Consider the following 16584-nt stretch of genomic DNA (forward strand, 5'->3'; position numbering starts at 1 on the left):
GGTGATCCCTTTTCCCTGGGATGTTTCTCCCGCAGAAGCGACGCGCTTGCAAGAGAAGCTGCGGGAGCGGGTGGTGGTTGCGGGAGGGCCGGCACCAGAGGATCTGCGCCTGGTTGCCGGCCTTGACGTATCGTTTTGCCGCCGCCGGGGCCTTCTTTTCGGCGCCGTGGTCATCCTGCGGCTCCCGGACTTGATCGTTGTGGAGGAGGGTGCGGCAGTCCTGCCACCCACGTTTCCTTATGTGCCGGGATTGCTCGCTTTTCGGGAGGGCCCGGTGCTTCTATCCGCACTACGGAAGATAGCTTCGGTTCCCGACCTTCTTGTCTGCGACGGCCAGGGAATAGCCCACCCCCGGGGCGTAGGTATTGCCAGCCACCTGGGGGTATTGCTCGGGACACCGGCTATCGGTGTGGCCAAAAGCCGCTTGGTGGGTGATTACGAGATGCCGCCACCCGCGAAGGGTGCCGCTTCACCGCTCTTTCTTAACGGGAAGGTGGTTGGTAGTGTCGTACGCACGCGGGCCGGGGTGAAGCCAGTCTTTGTTTCTCCAGGCCACCTGGTGGGGGTTGACGCAGCTACCAGGTTGGTGCTTTCGCTCTGTACCCGCTTTAGGCTACCCGAGCCGGTGCGGGCGGCGCATAACCTGAGCCGCCGGCTTTTCCAGCGCTACGCCTCAGAGTAAGACCCCCACAGGTCTTCCCTTCGGTTGCAAAGTACGCCCTTCGCTTTATATTCCTCGCGTATCCGGTAAAACTAAGGTGTAGTTGGGAACGAGGAACTACTCCTCCGGGAAGCAGAACCGGAGGTAGTCTTGCGCCTGTGCGGGAGGGGTCAAGATGAATCTGCGGCGCCTGAGCGGTATGGCTATCCTTACGGCGGTATTACTGGTTCTCTTTGCACTGGGACCACAAGCGCGTGCGGAGTATCCGACCCTTTACTGGGGGAGCACCGGATGGTATGTTTCGCAGGTCCAGTGGCGGCTTGCTTCGTGGGGGTATTACGACGGGCCGGTCGACGGGATCTTCGGGGACGGGACCTACCGGGCGGTGCAGACCTTCCAGTGGAAAAACGGGCTGGCCGTTGACGGCGTGGTCGGTCCGGCGACATGGGAGGCGCTGGGCTTTCCGGTCACCCCGGCCGCTCCCGCGGTTTCCCGGGGTTACGTTTCTGACCGTGACGCCATTACGCTTCTGGCGCGCCTGATCATGGGCGAGGCGGCCGATGAGCCTTTTGAGGGCAAGGTGGCGGTGGGTGCGGTGGTGCTGAACCGTGTCCGCAACGCCTCTTTTCCCCATACGATCGCAGGGGTCATTTTCCAGCCCGGTGCCTTCGAATCTGTTTCCAACGGGCAAATCTGGCGGCCGCTTACCAGCGAAGCCATCCGGGCCGCGGAGCTGGCCCTTTCCGGTTGGGACCCGAGCGGTGGGGCGCTCTTCTTTTGGAACCCCGCCAAGCCGGTTTCCCCCTGGATCTGGACGCGCCCGATTATCGCCCGCATTGGCCACCATGTTTTTGCCCTGTAAACTATAACGGAGGACCGGAGGGAAGGAAGGATGCGGGTTAACTCATTGACACTTTTCTTAACCGGGATCATCGCTGTGGCCATAGCGGCCTGGGGCTACAACCAGTACACGCTGCGGCGGGCTATGGAACTCGATCTCAACGCGCGCTACCAGCGGGCCTTCTACGAACTGCTAACCAACACCCAGAACCTGGAGGTACTCCTCTCCAAGAGCCTTGTGGTGAACGGGCGGGAACAGGCGGGTGCCGTTTTTTCTTCCGTCTGGCAGCAGGCGATGGCGGCTCAGGCGAACCTCGGACAGCTTCCCATTTCTACAGAGCTTACGGCGCGTACGGCGAAGTTTTTGACCCAGGTGGCGGATTACGCCAACACACTGGTCAGGCGTGCGGGAACGGGGGCCCCTGTTACCCGCGACCATTGGGAACGGCTACGGCGGCTTTACGACCAGGCCGCTGTGCTCAACCGGGAGCTGCACCGGATGGAGGCCCGGGTGGCCACTAACGGCGCCTATTTCTGGGAAATCACCCGGACCGCTGCTGCGAAGCGGGGCGTCGCCCAGGTATCCCTGCCCCAGGCGCACGCCGATTTCCGGGCGATTAACCGGGAAATGCAGACTTATCCGACGCTCATCTACGACGGGCCCTTTTCCGACCATATGGAGCGGAAGAAGCCGTTGGGGCTTACGGGTAGCGTGATTTCGGCCGCCGATGCGGAAAAGCGTGCCCTTGCCGTCATCGACCGGGTGCGTGGGACGGCTTACAGCGCAAAAACAACCGGCACGGTGAAGGGGCGCATTGAGTCCTACCGGGTGGAGGTTACGGGTAGCCGTCCGGGAGCGGACGAGAAGGCAACCTGCCTTATTAGCAGGAAGGGCGGACACCCGGTTCTGATGCTTTTGGGCCGGGATATTGGCGGTGCGCGGGTCGATCTTGCGGCGGCCGAGGAGCGGGCGGCGCATTATCTCGATAGGCTCGGTTTCCCGAAGATGCGTCTTTCCTATAGCATCCGCCGGAACGGGATGGTTACCTTCAATTTTGTGGGGGAAGAAGACGGTGTAGTGGTCTATCCCGATATGGTAAAGGTTACGGTAGCGCTCGATAACGGCCAAGTGGTGGGGCTCGATGCCACCCCTTACCTGATGGCCCACCACCCGCGGCAGGCTTTCCGTCCCTCCCTCACCCTCGAGCAAGCGCGCTCGTTCCTTAGTCCCCACTTAAAAGTAGAAAAGGGGCGCCTGGCGCTGATCCCTACCGATGCGGGTGAAGAGAAGCTCACCTACGAGTTCCGGGGAACGGTAGGCCCGAACACCTTTCTCATTTATCTCGACGCGGCAAACGGCGAGGAGGTTAAGGTGCTCAAGTTGATCACTTCTACGGCAGGTACGCTTGTTATGTAGGGTAAGAACCTGACAAGTGTGGCCATCCTACGCGAGGAAAAAGACAAAACCGGGGCTACCTACACCCCGGTTTTCTTATGGCCTGGGTGGCTGATTGTGTGGCTGCAGCGAAGCGGCTATAAATCCTTATACCCTTCCGGCAGGAAAACTGCGGCCGGCAAAAATTCTGCCCGCCGCAACTTCAAGACATGAGCACCTTTTCGGCGATTGTCTGTAACACCGGCTTTGCCGCCTTTGTTTCTTCGAGGCGCTGCAATGCGCTGGCGATAGTAGCCTGAACATGCCGCACCGACCAGTGCTCGTCCTTCATGGCCCGGAGCAAAGGCTTGACTGCTTTAGAATCGCCGAGGTTGCCAAGGGCTTCGGCCGCGTGGTGCCGCACGAGCCAGTACTCATCGAGAAGCACCTGAATCAATGGGTCCACAGCCTTCGGATCCCCGATCGTCCCGAGGGCCTGGGCCGCCCGCCAGCGGACTTCGCCCTCTGGATCTTTGAGCGCCGCGATAAGCGCGTCTACGGCTTTGGCATCGCCGATCTTTCCTAACGCCTCCGCCGCCCTTTTCCGGACGTCGTTATCAGGGTCCTTGAGCGCTTCGATGAGGGCGTCCACCGCCTTGGCGTCACCGGCGTTTCCCAGCATGGCCGCAGCTATCGCCCTGGCCTGCCAGTCTTCGTTTTTATTCCGGAGTGTCCGTATGAGGGCGTCCACCTCTCCTTTGTCCGCCATCGCCTGGCCTCCTTTAAATGTAGTTGGTTAAATCAATTATAACGTTGCCGGAAGAGAAAATTCAAGATTGCAGCCTGCGGGATGGCAAAAATATTTTGGGAAGACCATGGCGGCGGTCCCGGGCAGCTTTTAGGGTTTATCAGGGTAAGAGCCGCATTGAATCTTGTGAAAATTTCGGATGTTAATTATAATTTAGACATAGCTGAAATAGGGGGAGGAGAAGGGTGCCGCTAACGGAGCTAGCGCTAGTTGTTTTTCTCCTAAATATTCCTTTTGGCTATTGGCGGACAAGCGTCCCTAAGTACTCTTGGCGCTGGGCACTGGCGATCCACCTACCGATTCCAGTAGTGGTTTTGCTCCGTATCCTTTCGGGTATCGGGTTCATGCCGGTTTCCTACCCGGTGCTGGTTGGCGCCTTCTTCCTCGGTCAGTTTACTGGCGGCCGGCTTAAACTCTGGCGCTTAAATAACGACTCCTGGTAAAAGGCTTTATCCTAAACACGTAAATAAGCTCGCATTAACTTTTTACCGGAAACGTGGTTGGTGCTAAATTAGGCGAGGTTTAATGATCGTGAGGTGTCTGGTATGGCCGGAGGGACGCTTCCAGCAACGGCGGGCGTGATTGGCCGGTGGGAGAGGATAAAGGCCTACGTCGAGGTAACAAAGCCCCGCTCGGTTTTTTTGCTGGTTTTCACGGCGGTAGTGCCGCTGCTGGTGGCGGCGCACAAAACAGGGGCTACAGGAATCCAGGTCCTGACCGCGCTGGCCGCGGTGACCCTCGCCTGTGCAGGGGCGAACGCGGTGAGCTGTTACGTGGACCGGGATCTCGATGCCGCCATGCTCCGCACCTGCCGGCGGCCCATCCCCTCGGGCAGGATAAGCCCACCGGTAAAGGCGCTTTACTGGGGGCTCTTTCTTTTTGCGCTGTCACTCGTTCTTGGCTGGCGGCTCAATCCGGTGGCGTGCCTTTGCCTGTGTGGTGGGATGATAGGTTATGTTGGCATCTACAGCCTATGGCTCAAGCGTAAAAGCGCGTGGAACATCATCCTTGGCGGTTTTTCGGGCGGCCTGCCGGCGCTTTTCGGGTGGGTGGCGGTAACCGGGCGCATTGAGCTTCTGCCCGTCCTGATGGCGGCGCTGGTCGTTCTCTGGATCCCTAACCATATCTGGAGTCTCGCCATCTTTTACCGGGACGACTATGCCCGGGTGAGGGTGCCCATGCTTCCAGTAGTGACCGACATAGCGAAGGCGCTGCACTGCCTTTTGCTTACGGTTTTGCTTATGGTCGTGCTTTCTCTCTGGATCGGCTACATAGGGAACTGGGGGATAATTTATTGGGCTACAGCCTTCATCCTCGGTGCCGTAACCCTTGTTCTGAGTGTTTATATCTACTTCCGGCCGACGCAGGCGAACGCCTGGCGCCTCTTCAAGTTCTCCAGCCCTTATCTTTTCCTCCTTTTCTTCGGGATGCTTCTCGACACCTGGCTCCGGTAGCTGCCGGGCACCGTGCCGTTGCCCCCTACCTAGGGTACTCCACCTAACCGGGCGGCTTTGCCCCTATATTTTCGCGCCAGTTTGCCGCCGTAAATACCCATCTTTTTCGGGGCGTTTTTCTTGACGCACTGGCTGCTTTTTTGGTATAAAAAATAGTTAAATAATTTAATTATCACTGGAGGGGTGTGATGGCGGATTTAAAACGGTGTCGGGAGATGATGGAAGAAGTGATGCGGCTCTTCGCCCGGCGCCTGTATAAGGCGCTGCTCGCCAGAGCCGGGGAGGGTAGCGAATGGTCTCCCGAAGCTGCGGGAGGCAGGCGAATCCCCCTCCTGGCGGCTGCGGGCGGCGGGGCGTACTATTTCCTGCGGGCAGTAGAGGAGCGCGGGCAGGCGACCGTTTCGGAGGTGGCGGCGGATCTCGGGGTGACGCTGGCAGCCGTGACGACACTGGCCAAGAAGCTCGCGCGTGCAGGCTGGGTTACCCGGCAGCGGGACGAACGGGACCGCCGGGTGGTGTGGTTGGCACTGTCGCCGGAGGGGAAAAGGGTCTTTGCGGCGGTGGAGGCGGTGCGCGGTGAGGTTTTTTGCCGCTATTTCGGGAGTCTCGACGAGAGGGAAGTAGAAACGTTAATCAGCATCATGGACCGGGTTCGGGTGAAGCTTACGGAGGAAGGATGGGAAGGGGAGGAGCGGAAATGAAACGCGGGAGCGCATTTTACCTGGGCAGGTTGCTTGCCAAAGCGCGGTGGTGGGTGGTTGGACTGCTTTTTTGCGTTAGCCTGTTGGGGGGTAATGCGGGGTGCAGCGGGGACCGGACGGAAGCGGTAAAACCAGTAAAGAAGGCGCCGCAAGCGGCGGTTTCCCTGGACTACGGGCAGGTTTTCGCGGGTAAGGTGGTGGCCGGGGAAGAGGTGACGCTGGCCCCGAAAATTCCCGGGAGGGTAGCTGCGGTTGCGGTGGATGTAGGTGATGTGGTTCGGGCCGGGCAGGTGGTGCTACGGCTAGAAGCGGCAGAGATTGACGCGGCAGTGCGCCAGGCGGAGGCGGCGGTAAAAGTTGCCGAAGCGGGGCTCAACCAAGCGGCGCTCGGGGTGGAGCGGGCCCAGGCGGCGCTTGAGCAAGCGCAGGAAAATTACCGCTTGGCGCTGGCAAATTATGAGCGGGGGAAAGCGCTTTTGGCGGCAGAGGCAATTTCCCCGGCCGATTTCGAAAGCCGGTTTGAACAGCCGTACGTTAATGCTGCAGGGGCCTTGAAAACGGCAGAAACGGCCTACCGGCAGGCGGTAGACCAGAAAGAAAGGGTGGCGCCGGCCCAGGTAGAACAGGCGCGGGCGGCCTTGGCGGCGGCAAAGACTAACGCGGCCAACACCCAGGTTGTGGCGCCGATTAACGGCATTGTTGCGGCGCGGAATGTGGACCCCGGGGAGCTTGCCTCGCCGCAGGTACCGGCGCTGACTTTAGTTGACATCGATACTGTTTACGTCGAGGTAGGGGTTCCGGAACGGGTTGTAAGCCGGTTGAGGGTTGGTCAAGAAGTAAAAGTTGGGGTGGAAGCGGTGCGGGCCACGCCGTTTACAGGCGAGGTGGCCAGTATAAGCCCTGCTGCAGACTCCCGAACCAAGACCTTTCTTGTGAAGGTGCGGCTGAAAAATCCCGGCCACCCGCTTAAGCCCGGAATGTTTGCCACCGTGAGTTTTCCGCCGCAGGCAAAAGCTGGTTCTAAGGCGTAGCTGGCGGCGTGGAGGTTCGCTAAACAGGAGAAATTGGGGGGAGCTACTTTGGCGCGCACCAAAAAAGCGTTTTTTGCGGTCCTTTTCCTGATGGTTCTTTCCTTGGCTGGCGTAACCTTTTACTACTGGTACACGAATGCCTATTTTGTCCGCACCGAAGACGCTTACATTGACGGGACGGTGTTTAAATTAGGACCCCAGGTTGCCGGAAAGGTGTTGGAGGTGAACGTCAAAGAGGGCGATAAGGTTGATAGCGGCGCAATCCTGGCGCGTGTTGACGACGCCGCCTTGCCCCCCGGGGGCAATCAGGAGCTTACCCTGGTCAAGGCCCCGGTCGGAGGCGTTGTCTTAAAGGTCTTAACTCAACCGGGCGAAGTAGTGGGTGCGGGACAGCCGGCAGTGATGCTGGTAGACCCGGAGAGTCTCTTCCTCACCGCCAACGTGGAAGAAAAGAAGATTAACAAGGTTAAGTGCGGCCAGCGCGTCACTTTTACGGTTGACGGAATTCCCGGCCGGGTTTTTCAGGGCCAGGTGGTTGCGGTTCAGGAAGCTGTAGCCTCTACTTTCTCGCTTCTCCCAACCAGAAGTACAAGTGGGAGCTTTATCAAGGTAGCCCAGCGGGTGCCGGTGAAAATCGAGATCGAGGATTGCTCTGGCGCGCCGTTTAAGGTGGGGCAGAGTGCGGTAGTATCGATTCACCTGCGGGATTGAGTTCTTTAAGTTGCGCTGGCCCGGAAGGAGGGAGAGGGTTTGCTGAGAGAAGCAGGGCTTGGAGAAGCGGCGCACCTTCCCCTGATGGCCCTTTTCGGCCTCATTTTGGGAACCTTTATGGGGGTTTTGGACGGAACCATCGTCAACGTGGCGCTGCCGCGGATGATGGCGGTCTTCAACGCTACCACCAGCCAAATACAGTGGGTGCTGACGGTTTACCTCTTGGTCGGCGGCATGGTGATCCCCGCCACGGGTTATTTGGGTGACCGGTTCGGTTACAAGCGGATGTATCTTTTTTGTATCGGCCTCTTTACCCTGAGCTCAATGCTTTGCGGTCTGGCGTGGAACGTGAATTCGCTCATCGTGGCGCGGGCGCTTCAGGCTATCGGCGGCGGGATGGTGATTCCGCTGAGTATGGCGATTGTTTACCAGATTTGGCCCCGCGAGAAGATCGGGTTAGCGATGAGTCTTTGGGGCGTGACCATGACCCTCGCTCCGGCGATTGGTCCTACGCTCGGGGGTTACCTGGTAGACAATTTTTCCTGGCGCTTAATCTTCTATATTAACCTTCCGGTGGGCCTTTTGACCGTCCTGGTTTCTGCCTTCTTCTTAACCGAAACGGAACAGATTGCTGACCGGAAATTAGATGTTTTGGGGCTTCTCTTAAGCTCAGTTTCCTGCTTCTTGCTTCTCCTTGCTCTGGATAAAGGGCAAGATTGGGGATGGAGCGCGCAGAGTACGGTTACACTTCTGGTAGCAGCATTCTTTGGTTTTCTGCTTTTCTTTTTCTGGGAGCTGAGCGTTCCGGAGCCGGTGATCGACGTACGCCTTTTGCGGAACGGGATTTTTTCGCTGGCTTTAGTTACCTCGAGCCTCGTGTCGGTAGCCCTTTTTTTGGGTGTTTTTCTCACCCCTCTCTTCACGCAGCAGGTTCAGGGCTATTCACCGACGCAGACGGGCTTGATTCTGATGCCTGCCGCTTTGGCTAGCGGGCTGATGATGCCTCTGGCTGGAAAACTCTTTGATCGTGTAGGGGCGGCCCTCCCCGGGATTTTGGGTTTAGCACTTATTTCGCTTACTACGTACACCTTGCGCCACGTAACGGTGGATATGCCGGTGCAGTATTTGCAGCTCCTGCTTTCTGTTCGCGGTCTTGGTCTGGGCCTGGCGATGATGCCCTTGATGACGGCAGGGATGAATGCTGTGCCCCCACGTTTTACCGGGCAGGCCTCGGCTTTGATGAATGTAATTCGGCAGGTAGCGGCATCTTTCGGGATTTCCTTGGTCACCTACGTCTTTGAAAACCGGATGGTTTTTCACGGCGAGCGGTTAGCGGAGGGGGTAAGCCATCTGGCGCCGTTAGGCTACTTTTATTACTCGCAGGTGGCGGGCAAGGTGGGAGCGCTTTTGGGTCTGGCGGCGGCGCGGCCGGCCACTGAAGGCTTGTTGCAGGGGGCGATCCAAAAGCAGGCGGCTACGCTGGCGGTGGGGGATGCCTTCTTGGTGGCTACGGTTATAGCGCTTATGGCCCTACCGCTGGCCTTTGTTTTTACCAAGGGCCGCATCGATCTTGCACGGCAAGCAGCGGCGGCAGAGTTGGGAGACAGAGATGGTGGGGGGCCTCCTGCAATGGTCACGGAGGTATAGGAACCGTAGCGATACTTGGGCCCAGGCGGAATAAACATAGGAGAGCGGCGCGGCAGGAAGCGCCCCAATTCGTGGCGAAAAACTATAAAGTATGACGCAACGCATAAACATTCTTGGCGCCCCGGTTGATGCGGTTACCGTAGCGGCGGCCGTCGCGCGGGTAAGTGAACTGATCGCCCGCGGCGGAACGCACCAGGTGGTGACGCTCAACCCGGAATACCTTTACCGGGCCCAGAGAGAGCCTGACCTCCTGGCGATTGCCCGCGAAGCTTCCCTGGTTACGGCGGATGGGGTGGGAATCGTTTGGGCGGCTTCAGTCCACGGCTATAGCCTGCCGGAGCGAGTCACCGGAATCGACCTGCTGGTGGCCCTCTGCGACCGGGCGGCGGCAGAGGGGTGGCGGGTCTTCTTTTTGGGGGGGCAGCCCGGGGTGGCGGCCGCCGCGGCCAGCCGCTTGAAAGCAGAATATCCGGGGCTTATGATTGCGGGGGAGCACCACGGCTATTTTACCGCAGACGAAGAAGCTATGGTTTTGGAAAAGATTAAAGCGGCGGCCCCGCAGCTTTTGTTTGTGGGGCTGGGTGCCCCCAAGCAGGAACGCTGGATTTACAAGTACCGCCAGCAACTTGGCAACGTTGTGGCGATGGGTGTTGGCGGGAGCTTTGACGTGTTGAGCGGCCGCACCAAACGAGCGCCGGCGTGGATGCAGCGCTGGGGCTTAGAATGGCTCGGCCGCCTTTTTTACGAGCCGCACCGCTGGCGCAGGATGCTTGTCCTGCCACGTTTCGCCCTGCTTGTTCTCCGGGCGGTGAAGGGAAATCCTTGAGCCGTAAACGGTTCCTCCGGTGGAGGAAAGCGGCGCTGCGGCGGCTGGTAGAGGCAGAGCAAAGGGGTAGCAAGGTGCCCAAGGTGGTTATCTCAGGATATTACGGCTTTGGGAACTGCGGCGACGAGGCGATGCTTTTCGCCATCGTCTCGCAGCTCCGCAGGCGGGTACCGGCTGTCGAGTTGGTGGTCCTGTCCCAGCAGCCTGCCGCAACGGCCCGGGATTTTGGGGTGCGGGCTGTCGACCGCCGGGATTTTGCGCTCATTTGGCGGGAGCTAGGGGACGCCGACCTGCTGTTGAGCGGCGGGGGGAGTCTCTTTCAGGACGTGACCAGCCCCCAAAGCGTCTTTTATTACGCCGCGATCGTCCTTATGGCTTGGCTGCGGGGAAAGAAGATCTGCCTTTACGGGCAGGGCATCGGGCCGCTCAACCGCCGGATCAGCCGGATTTTAGTCAAAAAAGTAGTCGAACTGGCCGACTTGGTGACGGTACGTGACCCCGGCTCCTTGCAAGAGCTGCGCTCTTTAGGTGTCAAGCGCCCGGTCCACGTCACCGCCGATCCCGTGCTTGGGCTTACCATTCCCGAGAGCGCTGCCGCCCGCGGGAAAGAATTGCTGGGCGCTGCTGGCATTGGCATGGCACCGCTGGTCGGTATCTCGCTGCGCCGCTGGCCCCGGGTGGAAAGGGTGCTGCCCGCGGTGGCGCAGGCGGTCGCAAGGTTGATGGCCGAGGGCTGGCAAGCGGTCCTGCTCCCCCTTCATCCCGACGATTACAGGGTACTCGCGGCACTCCGAGAGGAGCTTGGCGGCGCACCCCGGCTGCTGAAAATCGAGGGTTTTCATGACCTGATGGCTATTGCCGGCCGGCTCAACTTGGGCATCGGTATGCGGCTCCATTTTTTGATTTTCGCCACGCTTGCGGGCGTGCCTGCCGTGGGATTGAGTTACGACCCGAAAGTGGCACGCTTCATGGCGGCAGCAGGTTTACCGGCAATCAGCACCGACGAGGTGACGCCGGCGAAACTGGTGGAGGCGGTGGAGGATTTGTGCGCGCGGGATGTGACGTGCGGTCTTGCCGCGCGGGTAAGTGAGCTTAAGGCGCTGGCGGAAGAGAATGCCGATCTGGTGGCGGCGCTTATGTCCCGGTAGCATCCCTTTTGCGGCCCTGAAGGGGCGCTGCTGTTATCCCGGTGACCGCTGGGGGGCTCGCTGCAAAAGGATCGGGGGTGCAGGAACGCCGGGGGCTGCCGGTCATTTTGGCGCCTGCTCTGCGGCAAGGCGCGGGAGGGCTAAAAGGAAGCCGAGGAACACCCAAAAGAGGGTGCTCATCAGCGGCGTTTCGAAGATGTTTTCCACGAGATTATGGAGGAGCACGGCGGTAAGGCCGCTAAGTAAAGCGGCGGCAAGCGTTTTCTCGGCGGGAGTTACCACGGCGGCGCAGGCGCGGTAGCCGGCACGCCAGGCGGAGACGAGCAGGAAGAAAAGTGCTCCCAGGCCGATAAGGCCGGTTTCGGCTGCCGTTTTGAGGTAAAAATTATCGACATAAAAGCTCCCGGGAATGGCGCGCGCAGCGACGGCACCGCCAAAACGGCCGAGTCCTTCGCCCGTAAGCGGGTGCTGCCAGAGCTTATCTAAAGCCGCCTGCCAGCGGGCGATGCGCCCGGAGCGCTGGCTGGAGACGAGGTAGCCGGAGGAAAAAAGGTAGAGAAGGCGCCCGGCAATGCCTGGGGAGACTGCCGGTGCGGCGAGCGCGGCTGTGGCTAAGAGCGCGAGCAGCGCGGGCCGCGTCATCGCCGCGAAGAGCACAAGCCCAAGAAAAGCGGCAAGCCAAGCGCCGCGCGAGAAGGTTACGAGGAGGCAGACGGCAACAGCGGCGCTGGCTGCGGCGTAACCGGCGCGGGAAGCCCGGGAGCCAGCGGTGAAAAAACCGGCGCACGCAAGCGGTAGGACCAGCGCAAGGAGGGAGCCCAGGACGTTGGGGCTGCCGATAACCGAGAAAGCGCGAGTCCTAACACCTGCCTCCGCCTGATCGATCCAGCTCTGGGGTACGGGGACGCCGGCGATGTACTGCCCGATGCCGTAAAGCGCGATGACGGTGCAGGTGGCGACGAAAAAGGCGGTAAGGGTTCTGACCTGACCGGTTCGGTCCGGGAGGTTAAGCGCCACAAGGAACCAAAGAACGTATTCGAGATAGACGCGGGCCCCCTCGACCGCAACGCCGGTCTCGGGGGAACGGATGAGGGCCAGGAAAATGAAGGTACCGCAGAAAAGATAGAGCGGCAGCCCGAGCTCGGAGGAGCGCCAGGCACCAATCCCGCGGTAAAAGAGGCGTCCGGCTATGAGGAGAAGTCCCAGGAAGAGGAGGATCTCATCCCAGGTGCCCGCCAGGCCCCCGGGGTCGCCGCCGCGGCGCAGGGCGAAATCGATTAGGGGATAGGCGGTAGCCGCAAAAAGCAGCAGCCAGGCTTTTTCTGCGGCCAGGGCGAGCAAGCGGCTCTCCCTCACGGTGGCCCGGCTTGCTGCCGCCAGAGGCTGTGCCGGCCGGCGCAAGGCTGCCGGAAAGCCGCTAGCGAGTAAAGAGGGCGTGGCGCCAAGCCAGAAAGGTTCACTGTGTAACCACCGGCAGATGCGGCTGTGGGCCCATGCCGCCCGGATTTTGCGGAGAAACTGACAGAGAATGCTTGTGGCGGTTAAATCTTGTGCGCTTACCAGAAATAAAACCTCCATTTTTCTTTTGCTAAATGATATTATAAGGTTTGTGGTCGAGCAAAGCCACCGGCTAAGATACGGAAAATTGCGGCGACCATTGCAAAATCAGCCAAGGCATTAACATAGCGCTGTTGCTGCAAATCGCCGGTATCCGAAGTTAGCTTCGCGACGGCTTGTGGGAGGACAGGATCTTTTGCGGCAGATAAAGGTGCTGCACGTTATCGGGGGAGGGGAGTTCGGGGGTGCCGAACGGCACATATTAACCCTTTTTAAGGCGTTTGATCCCCGGGAAGTTCTTCTCGAGGCGGCCTGCCTCTTCCCGGTGCCCTTTGCGCCCTTGGCGCGGGCGGAGGGAATGAAGGTAACCGTCCTGCCGATGCGCAGCAAGCTCGACCTCACCATCGTCCGGAAGCTGCGTGAAATCCTTTCGGGCTACGATATCCTTCACACGCACGGGGTGCGGGCCAATTTTTTGGGCCGCCTGGCGGCGCGCGGAACCGGTTTGCCGGTAGTTTCCACGGTACACAGTCTCCTTTCCCTCGATTACCCGCATCCGGTGAGCCGGTTGTTAAACTCGCTTTGCGAGCGGTATACGCGGGGAATGACGGACCATTTCATCGCCGTTTCGGCTTTCTTGGCTGCCGCCCTGGAAAAGGAGGGGGTACCCCGCGAGAAAGTAAGTGTGGTTTATAACGGCATCGCACCAGCTGCCGGGGATGCGGGGATGGAAGCAACGTTGCGGGAGCGCTTCTCCCTTCCTAAAGATGTGCCGCTGATCGCAGCGGTAGGACGACTCCACCGGGTGAAGGGGCACCATTATTTTATCGCCGCGGCCGCGCAAGTCCTGGAGCGGTACCCGCAGGCGCGCTTTTTGGTCGTCGGCTCGGGGCCTGAGCGTGCCAGCCTTGAGAGCCTGGTAGCGAAACTGGGATTATCGGGGAAAGTCTTATTCACGGGTTTTGTTGCGGACATCCGAAAACATTATGGCGAGTTTACCCTTCTCGTCCTGGCTTCCCTTTCGGAAGGGCTGCCCCTTACCGTCCTGGAAGCCTTCCTGAGCGGGACGCCCGTAGTAGCTACCCGGGTGGGGGGCTTGCCGGAGGTGATCCGGGAAGGGGAGACGGGCATCCTGGTACCGCCGGCAGATGCCGGGGCGCTTGCGGCAGGCATCTGCCGGGTGCTGGATGATCCTGCTGCGGCGCGGGCGATGGCTACGCGCGGGCGGGAGCTTGTGGAGCGCGAATTTTCCGCCCGGCGGATGGCGGCGGAGACACTGGCGGTTTACCGGAGGGTTTTGAAATCCTGATGGCGCAATTAAGGAACCAGGAAATCATCTGTGTTTCTTCGGTTGACTGGGATCCGATCTGGACGCGGAAGCAGCAGATCATGTCCCGGCTCGACCCTTCGAACCGGATCCTTTACGTTGAGCCGCCGGGGACGCTTATTTCGCCGCTGAAGGATCCTTCTTTCTGGCGCAAGTGGCGTCCGTGGGGCTGGTTTGCCGGGCGGCCGCGGCCGAATATCTTTCTCTTTCACCCGCCGGTGGTTCTCCCTTTCGGCAACCTTTACCCGCTGGTGGCCAGGGTGAACCAGTACTGGCTGGCCTTCTGGCTGCGGCAGGCCGTGCGGCGGCTCGGGATGAAGCGGCCCATTCTTTGGACCTACCTGCCGGGAACCGCTACTCTGGCGCGCTTGATCGAGCATAAACTCCTCGTTTACGACTGTGTCGACGAACACGGGGCGTATAAGGGGCTGGTGCGGGAAGAAGCGGTCTGGGAGCAAGAAAAGGAGCTTCTCCAGCGCACCGACGTCACTTTCGTTACCGCGCCCGGTCTTTACGAACGGCGGAAAGATTACGCCCGGCGCATTTATTACCTTCCGAATGCGGCCGACGTGGTGCATTTCAGTAAGGCGGCGGCCCCGGCGACGGTGGTGCCCGAGGAAATTGAGCGTTTGCCGCGGCCCCGCCTCTGCTTTGTAGGCGTCATCCAGGAATGGGTGGACACCGCGCTCCTCGCTTACGTGGCGCGGGAGCGGCCGGACTGGTCCCTGATCCTCATTGGTCCCGTGGCGCCCGGTGTTCGACTGCACGGGCTCGACCAGATGCCTAACGTTTTTTTGCTCGGGAGAAAGCCAAAAGAGGCGCTGCCGAACTACCTCAAGGGCTGTGACGTCTGTCTCAACGTTTTTCGGCCGAGCGCCCTGACGGCGAACGTGAGCCCGCTCAAATTTTACGAGTACCTCGCTTCGGGGCGTCCGGTGGTAAGCACGGATATGCCAGCAGTCCGGGAGTTCGCCGATATTGTGGCGATAGCGAAGGACGGGCCAGGGTTTGTGCGAGCGGTGGAAGAAACGCTCGCCATAGAAAACGAGGCGCGGCAAAGAGAGCGGCTGCTGCGGGCCCGGGAGCACTCCTGGGAGGCGCGGGCGGCCTTCATGGAAGAAAAGATTGCGGAAGCACTTGCAGAAAAGGAGCAGGGTTAGGATGTCGGAGCAGTACTTCAGGGAAATCGCCGTTTTTGGGCTGGGGTTCGTGGGCCTGCCCCTCTCGCTCTGTTTTACGCTCGCCAACTGCAAAGTGACCGGGGTAGACGTGAACGCCGCTTTAGTCGAAGAGATTAATAGCGGTATCACCTACCACCAGGAACGGTACAGGGGCATCCCCATCCAAGAGATCCTCCGCCGGGAACTGGCCAGGGGCTCTTTCAAGGCGACCACCGATCCCCGCGAGGCGTTGGAAAATGTCCGGGACATCATCGTTACTGTGGGGCTCCCGGTGGTAGCGGGGCAACCCGACCCCGGTCCGCTTGTAGCTTGCCTGGAGAGTATCGCGCAGGGGCTCAAGCCGGGAGACCTTGTCTTAGTGCGCAGCACCCTCGTTCCGGGCATGATGCGGGAGGTTGTGAAGCCGCTCCTGGAAAAAAGCGGACTTCAGGCGGGCCGCGACTTTTACTTAGGTTACGCGCCGGAGCGGATTGCGGAAGGCCGGGCTTTTGAGGAGTTTGTCACGATGCCGGTGGTGGTGAGCGGCATCAATCAGGAGAGCCTGGAAGAGGCGGCAGGGCTTATTGGTCTCATCACGCGCGCCGAAATCATCCCGGCCTCTTCCTTCGAGGCGGCCGAGGTCGCCAAGCTTATCGAAAACATTTCCCGGGATGTGAATATCGCCCTGGTAAACGAGCTGAGTACGGTTACGCAAGCACTTGGGCTCAACGTCTTTGAGGTGGTACGGCTGGCTAACACGCATAAGCGGGTGAAACTGCTGCAGCCGGGGCCCGGCGTGGGCGGCTACTGCCTCCCGAACGCCTACCATTACCTGGCACCCGCCGCGCGTAAGGCTGGCTTACAGCTGGAACTTATGCCGGCGGCGCGCCGGGTGAATGATGCGATGCCCCGGCGGGTGGCGGACATGGTCCTGCGGCTCCTGCCCGTGCCGCCAGCGCAGGCGCGGGTGGCCGTGCTGGGCCTGGCGATGAAGGACTATTCCAGCGACTGCCGTTTTTCCCCCGCGGTCAAAGTGGCGGAGGCGCTACAGGAGAGCGGGGTGATGGTTCGTGCTTTCGACCCGGTCGTGCCGCCGACTTACCCGTTTCAAGTTGATTCGCTGGAAAAGGCGCTTGACGGGGCGCACGGGGCCGTTATCCTGGCGCGACAGCAGGGTTTGCCGCCGGAAGACCCCACGGTTTTCGCCCGTTTCCTGGATGGGGCCGGCCCGTTTGTCGTGGATGCTAAAAACGCTTACCCGCATCCCGCGGCTCGGGAACTGCCGGTGCGGATTGTGCCGCTTTAGGCGCGAAGCGCGATGCTAAGCGACAGCAAATG

16 protein-coding genes are annotated in these 16584 nt (G+C 60.2%); 14 read left to right on the top strand and 2 right to left on the bottom strand.

The features are described 5' to 3' along the window. The first annotated feature begins 1 nt into the window (after position 1). The 3 genes from nfi to ypeB all read left to right on the top strand — a co-directional run bounded on the left by nfi (position 2) and on the right by ypeB (position 2918). Positions 2 to 682, top strand: a complete 681-nt coding sequence (gene nfi / locus EDD75_RS07300) for a deoxyribonuclease V (RefSeq protein ID WP_245963126.1) — start codon at positions 2 to 4, stop codon at positions 680 to 682. Positions 683 to 836: 154 nt separating this feature from the next. After that, positions 837 to 1523, top strand: coding sequence for a spore cortex-lytic enzyme (gene sleB, locus EDD75_RS07305; RefSeq protein WP_245963100.1), 687 nt, complete (start codon positions 837 to 839; stop codon positions 1521 to 1523). A gap of 30 nt (positions 1524 to 1553) precedes the next feature. Continuing rightward, positions 1554 to 2918 (top strand): germination protein YpeB, encoded by a 1365-nt coding sequence (ypeB, locus tag EDD75_RS07310; RefSeq protein WP_123930203.1) that lies wholly within the window; start codon positions 1554 to 1556, stop codon positions 2916 to 2918. Positions 2919 to 3099: 181 nt separating this feature from the next. Here the strand turns inward: ypeB and EDD75_RS07315 are convergent, their stop codons facing one another. After that, complete coding sequence (locus tag EDD75_RS07315; RefSeq protein WP_123930206.1) at positions 3100 to 3645, bottom strand: HEAT repeat domain-containing protein; 546 nt, start codon at positions 3643 to 3645, stop codon at positions 3100 to 3102. A 224-nt stretch (positions 3646 to 3869) separates the two neighbouring features. Between EDD75_RS07315 and EDD75_RS07320 the strand changes: the two genes are divergently transcribed. From EDD75_RS07320 to csaB, 8 genes are all read left to right on the top strand, one after another. Further along, positions 3870 to 4127, top strand: coding sequence for a hypothetical protein (locus EDD75_RS07320; RefSeq protein ID WP_123930209.1), 258 nt, complete (start codon positions 3870 to 3872; stop codon positions 4125 to 4127). Positions 4128 to 4229: 102 nt separating this feature from the next. Further along, positions 4230 to 5138, top strand: coding sequence for a heme o synthase (cyoE, locus tag EDD75_RS07325; RefSeq protein WP_123930212.1), 909 nt, complete (start codon positions 4230 to 4232; stop codon positions 5136 to 5138). Between the two features lie 188 nt (positions 5139 to 5326). Further along, complete coding sequence (locus EDD75_RS07330) at positions 5327 to 5839, top strand: MarR family winged helix-turn-helix transcriptional regulator (RefSeq protein WP_123930215.1); 513 nt, start codon at positions 5327 to 5329, stop codon at positions 5837 to 5839. Next, positions 5836 to 6870 carry an efflux RND transporter periplasmic adaptor subunit gene (locus EDD75_RS07335; protein WP_170157755.1) on the top strand — a complete coding sequence of 345 codons (1035 nt, stop codon included), beginning with the start codon at positions 5836 to 5838 and terminating at the stop codon, positions 6868 to 6870. Before EDD75_RS07330 ends, EDD75_RS07335 begins: the two co-directional genes overlap by 4 nt. A 48-nt stretch (positions 6871 to 6918) precedes the next feature. Further along, positions 6919 to 7581 carry an HlyD family secretion protein gene (locus EDD75_RS07340; protein ID WP_211328124.1) on the top strand — a complete coding sequence of 221 codons (663 nt, stop codon included), beginning with the start codon at positions 6919 to 6921 and terminating at the stop codon, positions 7579 to 7581. 39 nt (positions 7582 to 7620) lie between these two features. Next, positions 7621 to 9228: a DHA2 family efflux MFS transporter permease subunit gene (locus EDD75_RS07345; protein ID WP_245963101.1), complete on the top strand. Its 1608-nt coding sequence runs from the start codon at positions 7621 to 7623 to the stop codon at positions 9226 to 9228. A gap of 91 nt (positions 9229 to 9319) precedes the next feature. Next, on the top strand, positions 9320 to 10054 hold the full coding sequence (locus EDD75_RS07350; protein WP_123930221.1) for a WecB/TagA/CpsF family glycosyltransferase: 735 nt from the start codon (positions 9320 to 9322) through the stop codon (positions 10052 to 10054). Next, positions 10051 to 11202, top strand: coding sequence for a polysaccharide pyruvyl transferase CsaB (gene csaB / locus EDD75_RS07355; protein WP_211328125.1), 1152 nt, complete (start codon positions 10051 to 10053; stop codon positions 11200 to 11202). The genes EDD75_RS07350 and csaB overlap by 4 nt, the downstream gene beginning before the upstream one ends. Before the next feature lie 102 nt (positions 11203 to 11304). On the opposite strand, the gene EDD75_RS07360 is transcribed toward csaB, so the two are convergent. Then, the gene (locus tag EDD75_RS07360) at positions 11305 to 12780 is read right to left on the bottom strand and encodes an O-antigen ligase family protein (RefSeq protein WP_123930223.1); all 1476 of its coding nucleotides are present in this window, start codon (positions 12778 to 12780) and stop codon (positions 11305 to 11307) included. Between the two features lie 175 nt (positions 12781 to 12955). On the opposite strand from EDD75_RS07360, the gene EDD75_RS07365 reads away from it, so the two are divergent. Genes EDD75_RS07365 through EDD75_RS07375 form a run of 3 tightly spaced genes read left to right on the top strand, consistent with a single transcriptional unit; the run spans position 12956 to position 16552 of the window. Beyond that, on the top strand, positions 12956 to 14068 hold the full coding sequence (locus EDD75_RS07365; protein WP_170157756.1) for a glycosyltransferase: 1113 nt from the start codon (positions 12956 to 12958) through the stop codon (positions 14066 to 14068). Further along, on the top strand, positions 14068 to 15246 hold the full coding sequence (locus EDD75_RS07370; RefSeq protein WP_123930226.1) for a glycosyltransferase: 1179 nt from the start codon (positions 14068 to 14070) through the stop codon (positions 15244 to 15246). The genes EDD75_RS07365 and EDD75_RS07370 overlap by 1 nt, the downstream gene beginning before the upstream one ends. A 1-nt stretch (position 15247) precedes the next feature. Continuing rightward, the gene (locus EDD75_RS07375) at positions 15248 to 16552 is read left to right on the top strand and encodes a nucleotide sugar dehydrogenase (protein ID WP_123930229.1); all 1305 of its coding nucleotides are present in this window, start codon (positions 15248 to 15250) and stop codon (positions 16550 to 16552) included. Positions 16553 to 16584 lie beyond the last annotated feature (32 nt).

Origin of the sequence: Thermodesulfitimonas autotrophica (genome assembly GCF_003815015.1) — a bacterium.
GTDB lineage: Bacteria > Bacillota > Desulfotomaculia > Desulfotomaculales > Ammonificaceae > Thermodesulfitimonas > Thermodesulfitimonas autotrophica.

Coding starts and splice junctions, on each gene's coding strand:
- EDD75_RS07370 (WP_123930226.1), top strand. CDS start 14,068: ATGGCGCAATTAAGGAACCAGGAAATCATCTGTGTTTCTTCGGTTGAC.
- EDD75_RS07315 (WP_123930206.1), bottom strand. CDS start 3,645: ATGGCGGACAAAGGAGAGGTGGACGCCCTCATACGGACACTCCGGAAT.
- EDD75_RS07360 (WP_123930223.1), bottom strand. CDS start 12,780: ATGGAGGTTTTATTTCTGGTAAGCGCACAAGATTTAACCGCCACAAGC.
- ypeB (WP_123930203.1), top strand. CDS start 1,554: ATGCGGGTTAACTCATTGACACTTTTCTTAACCGGGATCATCGCTGTG.
- cyoE (WP_123930212.1), top strand. CDS start 4,230: ATGGCCGGAGGGACGCTTCCAGCAACGGCGGGCGTGATTGGCCGGTGG.
- EDD75_RS07330 (WP_123930215.1), top strand. CDS start 5,327: ATGGCGGATTTAAAACGGTGTCGGGAGATGATGGAAGAAGTGATGCGG.
- EDD75_RS07335 (WP_170157755.1), top strand. CDS start 5,836: ATGAAACGCGGGAGCGCATTTTACCTGGGCAGGTTGCTTGCCAAAGCG.
- EDD75_RS07350 (WP_123930221.1), top strand. CDS start 9,320: ATGACGCAACGCATAAACATTCTTGGCGCCCCGGTTGATGCGGTTACC.
- EDD75_RS07375 (WP_123930229.1), top strand. CDS start 15,248: ATGTCGGAGCAGTACTTCAGGGAAATCGCCGTTTTTGGGCTGGGGTTC.
- sleB (WP_245963100.1), top strand. CDS start 837: ATGAATCTGCGGCGCCTGAGCGGTATGGCTATCCTTACGGCGGTATTA.